The organism is Acinetobacter sp. WCHA45, assembly GCF_002165255.2.
Classification (GTDB): domain Bacteria; phylum Pseudomonadota; class Gammaproteobacteria; order Pseudomonadales; family Moraxellaceae; genus Acinetobacter.
In genome coordinates, this window is sequence record NZ_CP028561.1 from 739,239 (window position 1) to 754,686 (window position 15,448).

A 15,448-nucleotide genomic window follows, 5' to 3' on the forward strand; every position below is an offset into this window, starting at 1 on the left:
CCGAGGGAAGAACAATATGGACGGGCTTTTGCTGATCGATCACATCTATTTATTCAATATTTCCAACGTTTCACATAAAGCAGTGAATCAGTAAGAAAATACCAGAGGACATACCTATGATTAAAGGTTTAGCCATTACCCCACCTGTTTTAGGTCGTATTAGCATCGGCAAGATTGTCGAAAGGAACGGCAAACGTATCCCTGAAAAGGATGACCAATTTACCATTACCAGCCAAATCCAGAATAAGGATGGCTGGGTCAAACATCCACTAGATGAACAACTTAGAGCTAAAGCACCGAACCAACACCAAAAGTTAAGAAGCATTCCTGTGCGTATGATCTTTAATGATCCTGAACTAAACTTGCGGGCAGAGTACAGCCTATTTGACCGCCAGACTGGACGCTTGATCTGTTCAGGCAATGGGGAAACCTGTCAGCGACTTGGGCAAAATGGCATTGAACAGCATCTATGCCCATCCCCTGATTTATGTCCATTGGCACAGGGCGGGCTGTGTAAGCCTTATGGCAGACTCTACGTCAATTTAGATGAATCAGATGAATTTGGCACATTCATCTTTAGAACCACAGGTTTTAACAGCATACGGACTTTGGCGGCACGGCTTCGTTACTATCATGCAGCATCGGGTGACTTGCTTTCGTGTTTGCCATTACAACTGACTTTAAGAGGTAAAAGCACCACACAAAGTTACCGTACCCCGATCTATTACGTGGATTTAACTTTAAGGGATGGTGTGAATTTGCAGGAGGCAATTAGCTCGGCCAAGCAAATTGATGGACAGAGCAAGGCAGCAGGCTTTTATCAGGAGGCGTTGGATCATGTGGCACGGCAGGGTTACGGCAATGCCAGTTTTGAGGTGGGCGGTGACGAGGGTCTAGATATTGTTGAGGAGTTTTATACGGATGAATCAAGACCAGAACAGCATCAGCAAGCCTATGATTTGACTCATGTACAGGATATTCAGAAAGGTTTACAGCAGTCGGTGCAGGCTTTGAATTGATTTGGTAACAGCAAAACTAATGGGATTATTTGTTAATCGCGTCACTTGGTCAGCTAGGGAAGTCAATCAATAGCTAGGAGGCTTATGCCTCCTTATTTTTTTTAGAAAAATACATATTTTACTCTTATATGTCAGTTTTAACTTAGAAGCTACAATATATTTAAAATGGCTTTGTTGCATAAATATCGGGAAGATAGACTGACTCATCTTTATTTTTATTTATGCAACAAAGCCAATTTTTATTCTAAGTAATAGAAATGATTTTAATTATTTTATTGACTTTGTTAACATTTGTAATGCAATATATATCTTTTAAAACATATAGTTAAGTAAATGTTAACAATGTGTTTTTATTTTTAAATTTTAGTTTACTTGGGTATTTAGGGGTGGTTTCAATGCGATCTAAAAGTGTATTGCAGTTTTGTGTTGCCTTTTTTTTATTGGTTATTAGCTTAACGTTACAATCACTCGCAAATGCCAGCTTATTTTTAACTCCTAAACATGATCACCATCATAATCATCATTCATGTCACGTAAATCAACATAAAAAAGAGTGCATATTTAAATCAATTGCACTGCCAATTGATCAATTTAATGATGCTTCAATTAATCAAGTATTTACCTTAACACAGCATGTTCCAAGTATTAACCAGACAGGTTTTTCATGGATCAACTGGCAAGGTGAAAAAGGTCTATTACCTGTATTAAGCGAGTTAGCGCAAAATAATCCATCTCAAAGTTACCATAATCCCTTTGACCAAAAAGATAAAACACCGAATGTAAATGATTGGATGTATTCAGCATCATTAAGTGATATTGAAAATATTGACGTTGCACTAAAATTTAAACTCTTCCATCAAAAGAAAGAAGTTTGGGTTCCACTATGGAAAGCTCAATCTACTTTGCAGGAACAAGAAGAATGGGGGTGGAATAAAATTGTAGGATGGGTAAGTAATGTAACTTGCAAAATTGGTTTAGGACATTGTGAAGACCGATTAGTCTATCAAATCGGTGGTTATGCCGTTATTGATATAATAGATGTTGGATTTACTTATCAAAATAATAAAAAAATACCTTGGATTAAAGTCGTCTTTAAAGGTTTTAAACACTGTTTTAATACCCCACCAGATGCAACAGATATTGATGTTGTAACGAATGAAGATCAAGCTGTCGCAGTTCAGCTTAAAGGAAGTGATGCTGACAATAATCCATTGTCCTATACCGTGAGTACACCACCAAAACATGGAAAATTAGAAGGCAGTGTGCCAAACCTAAGCTATATTCCTGACCCAAATTTTGTAGGTCAGGATGAATTTTTTTATACGGTAAATGATGGTTCTGAAAGTACGACAGCAAAAGTAACCATTACAGTCAAACCAGTGAACGATGCGCCTATTGCCCAAAATCAACAATTAACAGTGGCAGAAGATCATCCACTTAATCTGGTTTTAACAGGTACAGATATTGATAGCCCTAATTTGAGTTATGCCATTGAGAGTCAGCCTTTACATGGAAAGGTGGTTCAAGTAGGTGGTCAATATCAATATATTCCCGACCCTGATTATGTTGGAGAGGATAGTTTTAGATTTTCAGTGTCTGATGGTGAATTATCAGCGAGTGGTTTGATTCAGATCACGGTGACACCTGTCAATGATGCGCCTGTAGCACAGGCATTTGATATTGAGACAGCAGAAGATACAACAGTTGAAATTCAGCTTAAAGGCACCGATCCTGACAATGATATTTTGACTTATACAATAACAAATAGACCACAACACGGTATTTTGGTGGGTTTTGGACAAAATCTTCAATATATTCCACACCCAAACTATTTTGGTAAAGATGAATTTACCTATACAGTCAATGATGGGCAGCTCACTAGTACGGCGATTGTCAAAATCAATGTATTACCAGTCAATGATATGCCTGTTGCACCAGATATCGAATTGACCGTCAATGAAGATGGAGAAGTGAAACTCCCATTGCCTGAGCTTGATGTTGATGGAGAGCCTGTTAAATATGAATTTGACGATCCACGTAATCAAATTGATGATTTTATTTGGATTTCAAATTCAGGTGAAGGAACAATATCAAAAATCAATGTAGATAGTGGTGTAGAGCTTGCCCGTTACCGTACTGGTCCAACAACTGCTGGAAATCCATCTAGAATTGCAGTTGACTTAGATGGTCATGCTTGGGTAGGTAATCGTGCCAATAATACCATTACTAAAATTGGTTTAAAGGAAAAGGGACAGTGTATTGATCGCAATCATAATGGTGTGATTGATACATCTACTGGATCTCAAGATATTAAGGCATGGGGCGGCTATTTTGGTGATGGTCAAGGTGTGAACAATGCCTCAGATGAATGTATTTTATTGCATGTGCAGGTACAAAAACAAAATATTGCAACCCCAACAGATATCCGTATGGTTGCAGTTGACAAAGACAATAATGTCATTGTGGGTGGTACAAATATTCGGTCTGTATTTAAGATCAATGGTCAGACAGGCGAAGTCATTAAAGGGTTGAATACGGCTGGTTCTTTTTATGGTGGGTTTGTTGATCAGTATGGTCGTACATGGGCAATTTCACGTTACTCAGGTCGTGGTGTCATTATTCGAGTGGATGCTGCTTTTGAACAATCAGAACTGGTTGACTTAGGGCAAGATCTTTATGGGATTGCACTGGATAAAGAAGGAATTGTTTGGGCGGATTCTTTAAGTTCACCTGCAATTGTTGCGTATGATCCTAAAAATCCATCACAAACCAAGATTTTTTATCAGCAAAATCGATCTGGTTCATGTTATGCACAGGGCATGGTATTGAATACCAGTGGAGATATTTATATTGCAGGTTGTTTGAATTCAAATGTTGTTGGGCATTATAAAAAACAAATCAAAGCGGATGGCAGCTTTGACCTTAAATTTATTGCAAATTATGTTGTTGGAGCGGGTCCGACAGGTGTGGCTATTGATAAAAATGGTGCAGTTTGGGCGTCTAATTATTATGGCAATAGTGTGTCACGTATTCAGTTTAATGCAGCAGGCTCAACTCAAATTCAAAGTTTCCCTGTAGGTGTAAATCCCTATAACTATAGTGATATGACAGGTTATTTCCTAAAAAGCTATACCTCTAAGTTGATTGGTGGTATCGAAGGGACTTTGCCGAATTTTGTCTATAAACCTGCTTTAGATTTCAATGGTACAGAAACGATTTACTATAAAGCTTATGACCATGCAACAGGTCAATATGTTTCGGGCAAAATCATTATTCGTGTAACACCTGTAAATGATGCTCCAATCGTAGAGGACAGCAGCTATAGTTTAAATGAAGATGCGAGTGTAGGTTTCGATTTGCTTGGAACGGATAAGGAAACAAGTACTGACCAACTTGTATTTAAGATCACGCAACAACCAACATCTGGTACGTTAGAGGGATCGGGCAGACGTTGGACATATAAACCAAATCCAGATTTTAATGGCACAGACTCCATTCAATATACAGTCAGTGATGGTCAGGAAACCAGTGTTGGAACCATTAGCTTTAATGTTGCGGCAGTGAATGATAGCCCAGTTGCTCAGGCTTTGAATATATCTGTAGATGAAGATCAATTCGTTGCAATAAAACTGCAAGGCACAGATGTGGATGGTGATACGCTCAGTTACAGTATTATCAGACCTCCTGCTTCTGGTGTTGTGACAGGTCAGGGACAGGATTATGTTTACACACCGAATGCCAATTTTAGTGGTACAGACACTTTTGAGTATGCGGTCAGTGATGGCAAATTAGTACATAAAGCCATCGTGACAATTGTTGTTCGTCCAGTGAATGATGCACCTGTAGCCAATAATCAAGAGATTGAAGTTCGTAAAAATAAAACGGGTTCAATTGTACTGACTGCTACAGATGTTGATAGTGCCAACCTAACTTATCAGCTAAGTTCAGCACCAAGTCATGGTACGATTACAGGAACAGCGCCGAATTTCGTTTATACCCCAGCGACTGGTTATGTGGGAGCAGATGAGTTCCAGTTTACAGTGAGTGATGGAACCTCAGTGGGTACTGGACGAGTTCAGATTCAGGTGGTGGATACACCAAACCGCTTGCCTGAATGGCAATCTGTACCGCCTACGCAGGCAGAAGTGGGGACATTGTATCAATATAGCTTACAGGCGACAGACCCAGATCAAGACCCAATTGCCTATCATTTAGCAGCGAATGCCCCTCAAGGAATGAGCCTTAATGGCAATGTAGTGTCATGGACACCACAGGAAGGGCAAGAGGGCAATGTTGAGTTCCAAGTTGTTGCAACAGATACTGAAAATGGTTCAACAGTTCAAACTGTGAAATTAACAGTACAAGCACGAAATGTTGCACCTGTGATTCATTCAAAACCGAGCTATAGCACTACTGCCGCTAAGCCGTACAAATACCAGTTGGTGGCTGATGACGCGAATCAGGATAAATTAACTTATAGCCTTGACCACGCACCTGTAGGAATGAAGATCAATGCTGAAACAGGATTGTTGACATGGGAACAGGCGGTTGAGGGGCAATACAATATTGTGGTCAAAGTCAGTGATGGTCGCTGGATTGTATCTCAGAGCTATACATTGACTGTAACGCCACCACAACCACTTTCAGTTGAAATCGTTGTACCTGATCAAATCAAGCTCAATGAAGCCTTTAGTATCAAGGCACAAGTCGGTGGTTCGAGTAGTAATACCACAGTTCAACTCTGGGTTGATGGCGTGGAGGTTGCCTTAGATAATAATTATCAAACGACATTAACCCTGTCTCAATCGGGACAGCATACTGTTACCGTGATTGCTAAAGATGGAACTGAAACTCAAACCAAAACCATCAATATTTGGGTGACGGATACCTCTGATACAACAGCACCACAAGTCACATTAAATGGTTTGGATAATCTAGCTACGATTACGAAACCAACCTCAATTATGGGACAGATTTCTGACCAGAACCTAAGCCATTGGACAGTGAGCTTATATGATGTTGATGGTGAGGGGCGAAGCGTTTGGACCAAAGAGGGACAGGGGAATATCAATGGCGAACTTGCTGTAATTGATCCAACCTTATTGGTCAATGGGGTATACACAGTTGTGGTTCGTGTGGTTGATATTGGGGGTAATGTCACAGAAGTAGTTCGTGACATTATTATCGATGGCAAGATGAAAGTAGGTGAACTGGCATTTACCTTGGAAGATGCTGTGATCCCGATGCCAGGTCTAGATATTAGTTTACAACGAAGTTATGACAGCCGTTTAGGACATCGAGTGGGTGATTTTGGTCACGCATGGAGTTTGGGCATCCAGCAAATGCAGATGCGCCAAAGCCGTCCGATTCATACAGGTTGGGAAACCTATATGAAAAGTATATTGCTACAAACTTCGGGTACACAGTTGGGTACGATTTGCTTACGTCAACGTAATAGCAAACCATTGCCAACAGTCACTGTGACTTTACCTAACGGTGATGTTGAAACATTCCAAGTCGAATTGGGTTGTGCATCAGGACTTCGAGACCGCAACACAGGCGAGATCATTCAGGGCAATTCATTCCCTGTGACATTTAAGCCAGTGGGTGATACCCAAAGTCGTTTTAACATCACAGGAGAAACCACAGTTTCAGTGATTAATGGACGTTGGTCATCATCATCAGTCCAAGAAATTGATGACAATGGCAATGTTGACTACCTCTGGTATATCCCGAGTGAATTTAGTATTACCACCCAAGATCAGGTGAGCTATTACTTTAGTAAAACTCAGGGCATTACTAAAATTGTTGAACCAACAGGAAATACCCTGACCATTAACCGTAATGGCATTTTCCACAGTACAGGTACTGCAATTCAATTTGTACGAGATAGTTCAGGGCGAATTACAACTACAACCCTGCCAGATAACACAACGTGGAAATATGAGTACGATTCAGCAGGTGACTTAGTCAAGGCGATTGCACCAAATGGTGTAGAGAATCTTTATGTCTATAACGGACAACATCGTTTACTCAAGATTACTGACAAGGATAGTAACTTACTTGCTGGTTATGAGTATGATGCCGATGGACGCTTGATTGCGATGTTAGATAGTAAAGGACAACGCATTGAATTAACTCATCAGCTTGAACAAAGCACCGAACAGGTCAAAGATCGATTAGGGCGAGTGACCACTTATACCTACGATGACTACGGCAATATTACCAAGGAAGTCGATGCACTTGGTCATATCACAACACGTACCTTTAATGACCGCTATGATCAGTTGAGCGAAACCGATGCGTTAGGACATACCATCACATGGACCTATGATGACAAACACAATAAACTGACAGAGACCAACCATTTAGGGCAAATGACCAGTTACAGCTATGACAGCAATGGCAAAATGCTCACCGAAACCGACCATACAGGACGAATTGTTAGCGACAACCGTTACGACAGTTCAGGACAACTGACTGAACTGAAAAATGCGGCAGGACAGACCACCAGTATGAGTTATGGCAGCAGTGGTTTGACAGGACTGACTGATGTGGCAGGTCATACTACAAGCTATGTGTATACAGGTGATAACCTGACGGAAACCACTGACCCAACAGGCAGAAAAACCCGTTACAGCTATGATGCCAACAAACGCAAACTCAGTGAGACCGTAATTTATATCGATGGTTCAGGGGCGGAACGCCAACTGCAAACTCGATTTGAATATGACAGCAAAGGCAGACTGGTCAAACAAATTGATGCTGATGGGGGTATTAGCACCAAAACCTACGGGATAGCTGATGAACTTCTCAGTGAAACCAATCGCTTTGGACAAACTACGACTTACCAGTATGATGTCAATAAAAAGCTAATCCAGACGACCTATGCAGATGGCACAAGCAGTAAAACAGTTTACGATGCCGAAGAACAGGTGTTACAGGAAACAGACCGTTTAGGACGAGTAACACAATACCAATACGACCTTGCGGGACGAAAAACCAAAACAACGTTTGCCAATGGTGCAGTTTTGACCACCCAATACGATGCAGTGGGCAATATCCTGAGTGAAACTAATGCACTGGGACAAAGCACACGCTATGAATACGATGGCTTAAACCGTAAAGTTAAAACCACGGATAGTTTGGGTAATGTCTATACAACAAGCTATGACGAACTAGGACGAGTCAGCAAGGAAACTGATGCTTTGGGACAAATCACCCAACATCAATACAATGCTTTAAACCAACGCACCAAAACCACCTATGCCAATGGCAACAGCATTCAAACTGAATACAATACCTTGGGACAAAAAATTGCGGTCACTGATGAACTCAGTCGCAGAACCCAGTACCAATATGACCTCGGTGGGCGCTTAATTCAGGTGACTGATCCAATGGGACAAAGCACCCGATACAGCTATGACAATGCAGGACATAAACTCAGTCAGACCGATGCACTGGGACGAGTAACCCGTTGGGAATACGATGCTTTAGGACGAGAAATTAAACGCATACTACCACTTGGGCAAAGTAGCAGCCAAAGCTATGACAGCAATGGCTTACTGAGTCAAAGTACCGACTTTAATGGACAGGTGACCCGTTACAGCTATGACAGCAACCAACGCCTTAAACAAAAAAGCTTTGCTGATGGAGAAACCGAAAGCTATAGCTATGATGTCGAAGGACAATTACTACAAAGCCAACAACGTAAAGCAGATGGTACCACCAGCACCAGCTACCAATACGATGCAATGGGTAATCTATTACAGGAAAACCGTAGCACAGGCGATATCCTCAGCTATGGCTACGATCTGGCAGGTAACAAGCTATTTGTGAAAGCCAAAAATGGACAACATGAAAAGATCACGACCTATCAATACGATGCGTTGAACCGACTGATCAGCACCACAGACCATTTAGGCACAACCAGTTACAACTACAATGCCGTGGGTAACCGCCTGAACGAAGTTAAGCCGAACGGTATCATCACAGGCTATGCCTATGATGAACGTAACCGCCTGACTGCGATTGCCCATGCCAAGGCAGGACAAGTAATTGCCAGCTATGCCTATGTTCTGGATGCGGCAGGACAACGCCTCAGCATGATTGAACATACAGGACGCAGCACGATATGGAGCTATGATGCGGCAGGGCGTTTACTTGAGGAAAACATCCAGAACGGACAAAACCCACAGAGTACCCAGTACCAATACGATGCGGTAGGCAACCGTATTGAACAAACCGTGAACAACATCAAAACCACGTACCAATACGATGCAAATGACCGACTAAGCAGCGAAAACAAGGCAGGTAGCCTTACTGAATACAGCTACGACCCACAAGGGAATCTGCTCAGTGAAACCAAACAGGGACAAGCAACGACTTACCAATACAATGCAGAAAATGAACTGACGCAAACGCAGCAGGCAGGACAGCAAATTCAGTATAGCTATGACCTGAATGGTATACGCACAGAGCAAGACAATAATGGACTCAAAACCCATTATCTGAATGACCACAACGTGCCGTATGCGTCAGTATTGATGGAACTACAAAACCAGCAACCGACAGCGACTTATACCTATGGTGATGACTTGATCAGTTACCATCAAGGCACAGGCAGCCAATACTATCTATACGATGCGTTGGGCAGTACCAGAGCACTGACCAATGAAAATGGACAAATCACAGATAGCTATAACTACGATGCGTTTGGGGCAAACACCGAACATCAGGGTAGTAGCAATAACAAATACCAATATGCAGGTGAACAGAAAGACAGTACAGGCAACTACTACTTAAGAGCGAGATACTACAATCCTAACATTGGACGCTTTACCCAGATGGATAGCTATATGGGGCAAAGCAACAATCCGATTACCTTGCATAAGTATCTGTATGCTAATGCCAACCCTGTGATGTATACCGATTCGAGTGGGTACATGGCATTAGGTTTTGGTTTTGTAATGCCGAGTATGAGCTGGGGGCTATCTTCTGCGGCAATTGGTTCTACCGCTATGAAAACGCTAACTGTAGGCTTATTAACTGCTGGAGTTGTTGGTGGTAGCGATGCTCTTATTGATTATATTCATAAAAATGCAAAAGCATTTGATAAAGAAATTGAACAAGTTAGGATTAGAGAACGTGAGAGAGTGTTCGCTAGGTCAAAGGGGCGACCTATCAGGTACTATTATAGTAGTCGTTTACAAATTATTGAAATTGCAGCATTTGGAGGGAGAGAGTCTGCTGAGAAATACTCAGGGCGATTGGGTAATGGTGTCACAAAACCAACAGGCTTTTATGGTACGCCTATTCAACCATGGGATAAAAACTTCACGCAACAGCAATTATCAACACTTTTTTATGCAACCCCTAATAGAGATGTAAGTTGGTTTCTTGCCTTTGATGGGACAACTTGTATTCCTGTGCCTTTAACACCATATGAGTGTTATGTCCCTGGAGCATCTTCTGGCTTTGTACCTTTAGATATTATTACAATTGGACCTAATTTGATGAGACCAAAATAGATGAAGCTTGAGTGTAAAATTTCAACCGTAGATGGTGAAGAAAACATAGAGATTGATTTACTAGATTTCATAAAATACACTAATTTATCAATCTCAGCCTTTTTATTATATGGATGGTTTATCAATTTAAATGCTTTAAATGATTATCTTTCTAAAGGCTATGTAAATGATGTAGGAGATATTGGGGTTTTATCATGGACTCCAATTAAGGTTATTTCTACAGATTATCAACAGTTAATAAATGAAATTGAGCTTATCTATGGTAAAAAAATAATTAAACATCCAGAATTAGAAAATTGTCAAAGTTATAAAGATTGGTGGCGTATGCAAATACGTTTAGCAAATATGGAGCGTAAAAAGAAAACAATCTGAGTCAATAAATTTATTTAGTTCTTTCTACTATGGCTATGACTTGGCAGGTAACAAGCTCTATGTGAAAGCTAAAAATGGACAGCATGAAAAGATCACGACTTATCAATATGATGTGTTGAGTCGTTTAATCAGTACCACAGACCATTTAGGCACAACCAGTTACAACTACAATGCCGTGGGTAACCGCCTGAACGAAGTTAAGCCGAACGGTATCATCACAGGCTATGCCTATGATGAACGTAACCGCCTGACTGCGATTGCCCATGCCAAGGCAGGACAAGTAATTGCCAGCTATGCCTATGTTCTGGATGCGGCAGGACAACGCCTCAGCATGATTGAACATACAGGACGCAGCACGATATGGAGCTATGATGCGGCAGGGCGTTTACTTGAGGAAAACATCCAGAACGGACAAAACCCACAGAGTACCCAGTACCAGTACGATGCTGTAGGCAACCGTATTGAACAAACCGTGAACAACATCAAAACCACGTACCAATACGATGGCAATGACCGACTTATAACCGAAGACAAGGCAGGCAGTCTGACTGAATACAGTTATGACCCACAAGGCAATCTACTGAGTGAAACCAAACAGGGACAAACGACCTCTTACCAGTACAATGCGGAAAATGAACTAACGCAAACCCAGCAGGCAGGACAGCAGATCCAGTACAACTATGACTTTAACGGTATACGCACAGAGCAGGACAATAATGGATTCAAAACCCATTATCTGAATGACCACAACATGCCGTATGCGTCAGTATTGATGGAACTGCAAAACCAGCAACCGACAGCGACTTATACCTATGGTGATGACTTGATCAGTTACCATCAAGGCACAGGCAGTCAATACTATCTATACGATGCGCTGGGCAGTACTAGAGGACTGACCAATGAAAATGGACAGATGACGGATAGCTATAACTACGATGCGTTTGGTGCAAACACCGAACATCAGGGTAGTAGTAATAACAAATACCAGTATGCAGGAGAACAGAAAGACAGTACAGGCAACTACTACTTAAGAGCGAGATACTACAATCCGAACATTGGACGCTTTACCCAAATGGACAGCTATATGGGGCAAAGCAACAATCCGATTACCTTGCATAAGTATCTGTATGCTAATGCCAACCCTGTGATGTATACCGATCCGAGTGGGTATATGTTTAGTCTGTCAGGAGTAATGAGTGGTATTAGTATGCAAGCAGGTTTGGCAACTATGCGTTATGGTGCAGTCTCCATTGGTAGAACAATGTTAGGAGGTTTGACTAAGCCATTATTGGGTAGTTCGGCAATGTCACATGTTAGTGGTGCCGCATTAGCAGGTCTGGTTTATAACACTGCAATAAATTATTGTCAGAAGAATGAAGACTGCAAACCACAAATCCCTATTATATTTTATGGTTTGGAGCATTATGCATTAACTAGTCATATTAGTGATGCTCAATTTGGAGATGGTAGTAATAGTTCTCCTATTAGTGCTTTATTGAAGAGACAGTATAAACCCCATGAAAGAGGATGGTTATCAACAAAGTTAGTTAAAGATATTTGCCCATCTCCTCGCCCTGAAAGTAAGCAATGTGATGAATATCCTTTTGCATCAGCTCAACAAGGAGGGGAAAGCAATTACTTATTAGGAGAGGTATCTTTAAAATTGATAGATGGCTCTACTAATGAGTCAGGAGGTCGATTATTAGGTCGAATGTACAGAAAAGATGGAACATCACATGGAGATAATTATTTGGTTCTAGCAAGTAATCTATATCCGATAAGTTTTTATATTACACGGAAAGGTAAATTTGGGAGATAAATATGGCTGAATCTATATATATTGGGAATATTGATACTTGGCTTTCTCTTATGATGGAACTATCTCAGGTTGAGAGGTATAGGAGTTTGTTAGATTTTTTTGATGAGGATGAATTATCTGAATTAAAAATGGATATTTTAAAAATAATAGATAATTTTAATGCTAATAGAGGGCGGTATGAAAGTTTAATATCTAAATATCCATTTAAATTAACTAAAGCATTTTCTGATTTATGGTTATCAGGGATGGTTGATTTTATTGAAGTTTTTATTAGATTAAAATATAGGCATAAAAATGGTTTTCAACCAAAAGATAGTAGTCACTATGGAGAGGTATTCTATCTTCCATGTAAAGTGTTTGATTATAAAAAGTCTTGTGGTATATATGAAAAGCTTACTAATGCAAGATCTTATATGGAAGAAATATTTGAAGATAAATCATCACAAGAATATTATTTATATCCTAATGACGAATATGGGCTAGTAGCACCAAGCTTAGATTCTCTAAAAAGAATGTATTTAATTGCTGAGGGGGAAGTTGAAGTTAATGGTTCCTTAATTTTTATAAATACTGATAGTTATGTTAGAAATAAGGAATATGAAGTTGCTTTATGGAGCATATCGGAAAGTACAGTAAAAAGATACCCTAATATAGCAGAAATGGTAATGCAAGAAATCGTTTATACTTATTTTTTTAAAAATAATAGAAATGATTTTTCTAAAGAATTGCTGAAAATAATTCAATATTAATTTTTATATAAAGTAATTATTACAATTTTGAGTGTAAGTTTAGGTTGATAATCGAAGTGGTGGGCGATTATTAGGTGGTATGTTAAAAGCTGATAGGACTGTTGCTGGTAGAGATTCTTATATTGTATTGGCGCACTCAATGGTTCCCTTAAGTTTTTATTGGACTCGTAAAGGAAAAATTAGAATGACTAAGGGTATTGACCCAGATATGGAGTAAAAGATGAAACTACCCAAAATATGGAAAAAAGAAATGGAATTTCCAAGAACACCATTAAATGATATTCACTCAGGGTATTCTGGTACACCTGACGTATGGAAAGAATTTTTTATAGAATTTATTGAAAATTATGAGCATTATAAAGATGAGTGTATTCTTTTTGAAAAGAGTGATTTCAGTCAGTTGAAGTCAGAGTATTTAGATTTCATTAAGAGTTCTAATAGTTCAGAAATTAGTAAATTTGTAGATAAGACTGAGAAAAAATTAGGTTTAGTGCTACCAAAGTCATATAAAGATTTTATATTGGCAGGTGGTATTGAGATATCCAAAAAATTTATTTATAAGTTTTTGACTTATAGTGATTTTTTCTCCTTAAACAACATAGATTTTTTGTATAAAGATAGAGATGGATATAGTTCTTATCAGGATATAATTGAAATAAATAATGAAGAATATAGAGAAAATCCAAAAGAATTGGAAAAGGCTTATGAAAATTATTACAAATATCCAAACTATTTTAATTTATTTAAATATACAGATGCTGAAACAGGTATTTTAGATGCTTTTCATCTACGAAATACCGATGATATAGGTTATTTTAGTCGAGGAACTTTACCAGAACATGAGCATTTTAAGAAGAGTGTGATTAATTTAACGGATTATTTAAGTCGAATTTTATTACCATTTGAAAAAACGCAAGATGGGGAGTATGAAGCCTGGTTTTTTGAGGATGGAAACTTTTATCGCTGTAAATCATTTGCAGAAATGTATGTTATTGATTTGTTAGGTGGTTGTGATAGAGTTTTAAGTCAGCAAGGAATGAAAAATTTATATCATGGAAGTTTATCAAAAATGTTCGTAGACATGCCGAGCTGGTAAATCTAGTGTATTAAAATTAATCAATGTTAAGGGTGGTTTGTGCTTGGTTTTTTTTTAGATTTTATTACTATATGTATAATTGGTTTTAACCTTATATTACTTTTTAAGTTTTATAAGGGAAATTATCCTAGCAAAATAGCATTGAACTCTATTGGAAGAGATCAGACGCCATTTCCAATAAATAAAGAAGCCCAAAAGTTGGAAGAAGAATTAGTAAATACTGGCTTTTCTGTAATTGGATATTCATTTTTAGATAACACTTATGTCATGTTTCTTAAGCATACTGAAAACAATATCTCTTGCTTGATTTACTTAAATGATAAATATAAGAAAGTATGTTATGAGTTTTACTTAAAACCATTGATTGGGAAAGAAATTTTTATTGAAAGTTGTGATATGCCTATGACATTTGAACATTTGCATCGAGACCTTTATAGAATTCCTGCAAACTTAACGCCTACACTTGTCTATTTAAGTATTCTTAATAAAATAGGTAATGATGTGTTAGATAACTTGCCAACTTCGATAGATAAATTTCTGGAAATCGTATCAGATTATTTTTCTAAAGATGCAGAATATCAAACTCAACGAGGTTTTCTGTCCAAAATGAAAGCAGGACAAGAATTTCAAAAAATTAGTTTAATGGGAGCTTTTGTTCTTTTATTTCGTTCAGGATTCCCTACAGGATTTTATTTTTCCTATAAAGAACTCAACCGATTTAATAAAAAATTTCTTGGTCTTTAAACTATTACAATGGGTTGTATGGGTTGGTGGAACTACAAAATCAGTAACCGACAGCGATCTATACCTACGGTGATGACTTGGTTAGTTATCATCAAGGGTAAGCCTCCAGTGAACCACCA

Annotated in this window: 7 protein-coding genes; all 7 read left to right on the forward strand. The window is 39.0% G+C overall.

What is annotated here, in order from left to right; translation table 11 throughout:
* The first annotated feature begins 116 nt into the window (after window positions 1–116).
* Complete coding sequence (locus CDG55_RS04920) at window positions 117–1,019, forward strand: hydrolase or metal-binding protein (RefSeq protein ID WP_087537396.1); 903 nt, start codon at window positions 117–119, stop codon at window positions 1,017–1,019.
* Between the two features lie 395 nt (window positions 1,020–1,414).
* Window positions 1,415–10,549, forward strand: coding sequence for a tandem-95 repeat protein (locus CDG55_RS04925; RefSeq protein ID WP_087537395.1), 9,135 nt, complete (start codon window positions 1,415–1,417; stop codon window positions 10,547–10,549).
* Complete coding sequence (locus CDG55_RS04930; protein ID WP_087537394.1) at window positions 10,550–10,921, forward strand: hypothetical protein; 372 nt, start codon at window positions 10,550–10,552, stop codon at window positions 10,919–10,921.
* Between the two features lie 40 nt (window positions 10,922–10,961).
* Window positions 10,962–12,740, forward strand: coding sequence for an RHS repeat-associated core domain-containing protein (locus CDG55_RS04935; RefSeq protein WP_087537393.1), 1,779 nt, complete (start codon window positions 10,962–10,964; stop codon window positions 12,738–12,740).
* Window positions 12,741–12,742: 2 nt separating this feature from the next.
* Entirely contained in the window at window positions 12,743–13,489 is a 747-nt protein-coding gene (locus tag CDG55_RS04940; protein ID WP_087537392.1) for a hypothetical protein, read from the forward strand.
* Between the two features lie 220 nt (window positions 13,490–13,709).
* Window positions 13,710–14,585 (forward strand): hypothetical protein, encoded by an 876-nt coding sequence (locus tag CDG55_RS04945; RefSeq protein ID WP_087537391.1) that lies wholly within the window; start codon window positions 13,710–13,712, stop codon window positions 14,583–14,585.
* 39 nt (window positions 14,586–14,624) lie between these two features.
* Entirely contained in the window at window positions 14,625–15,329 is a 705-nt protein-coding gene (locus CDG55_RS04950) for a hypothetical protein (protein WP_087537390.1), read from the forward strand.
* Window positions 15,330–15,448: the final 119 nt, after the last annotated feature.

Excerpts from the sequence above, each read along its gene's own strand:
- CDG55_RS04940 (WP_087537392.1), top strand. The coding sequence starts at position 12,743 with ATGGCTGAATCTATATATATTGGGAATATTGATACTTGGCTTTCTCTT.
- CDG55_RS04920 (WP_087537396.1), top strand. The coding sequence starts at position 117 with ATGATTAAAGGTTTAGCCATTACCCCACCTGTTTTAGGTCGTATTAGC.
- CDG55_RS04925 (WP_087537395.1), top strand. The coding sequence starts at position 1,415 with ATGCGATCTAAAAGTGTATTGCAGTTTTGTGTTGCCTTTTTTTTATTG.
- CDG55_RS04930 (WP_087537394.1), top strand. The coding sequence starts at position 10,550 with ATGAAGCTTGAGTGTAAAATTTCAACCGTAGATGGTGAAGAAAACATA.
- CDG55_RS04945 (WP_087537391.1), top strand. The coding sequence starts at position 13,710 with ATGAAACTACCCAAAATATGGAAAAAAGAAATGGAATTTCCAAGAACA.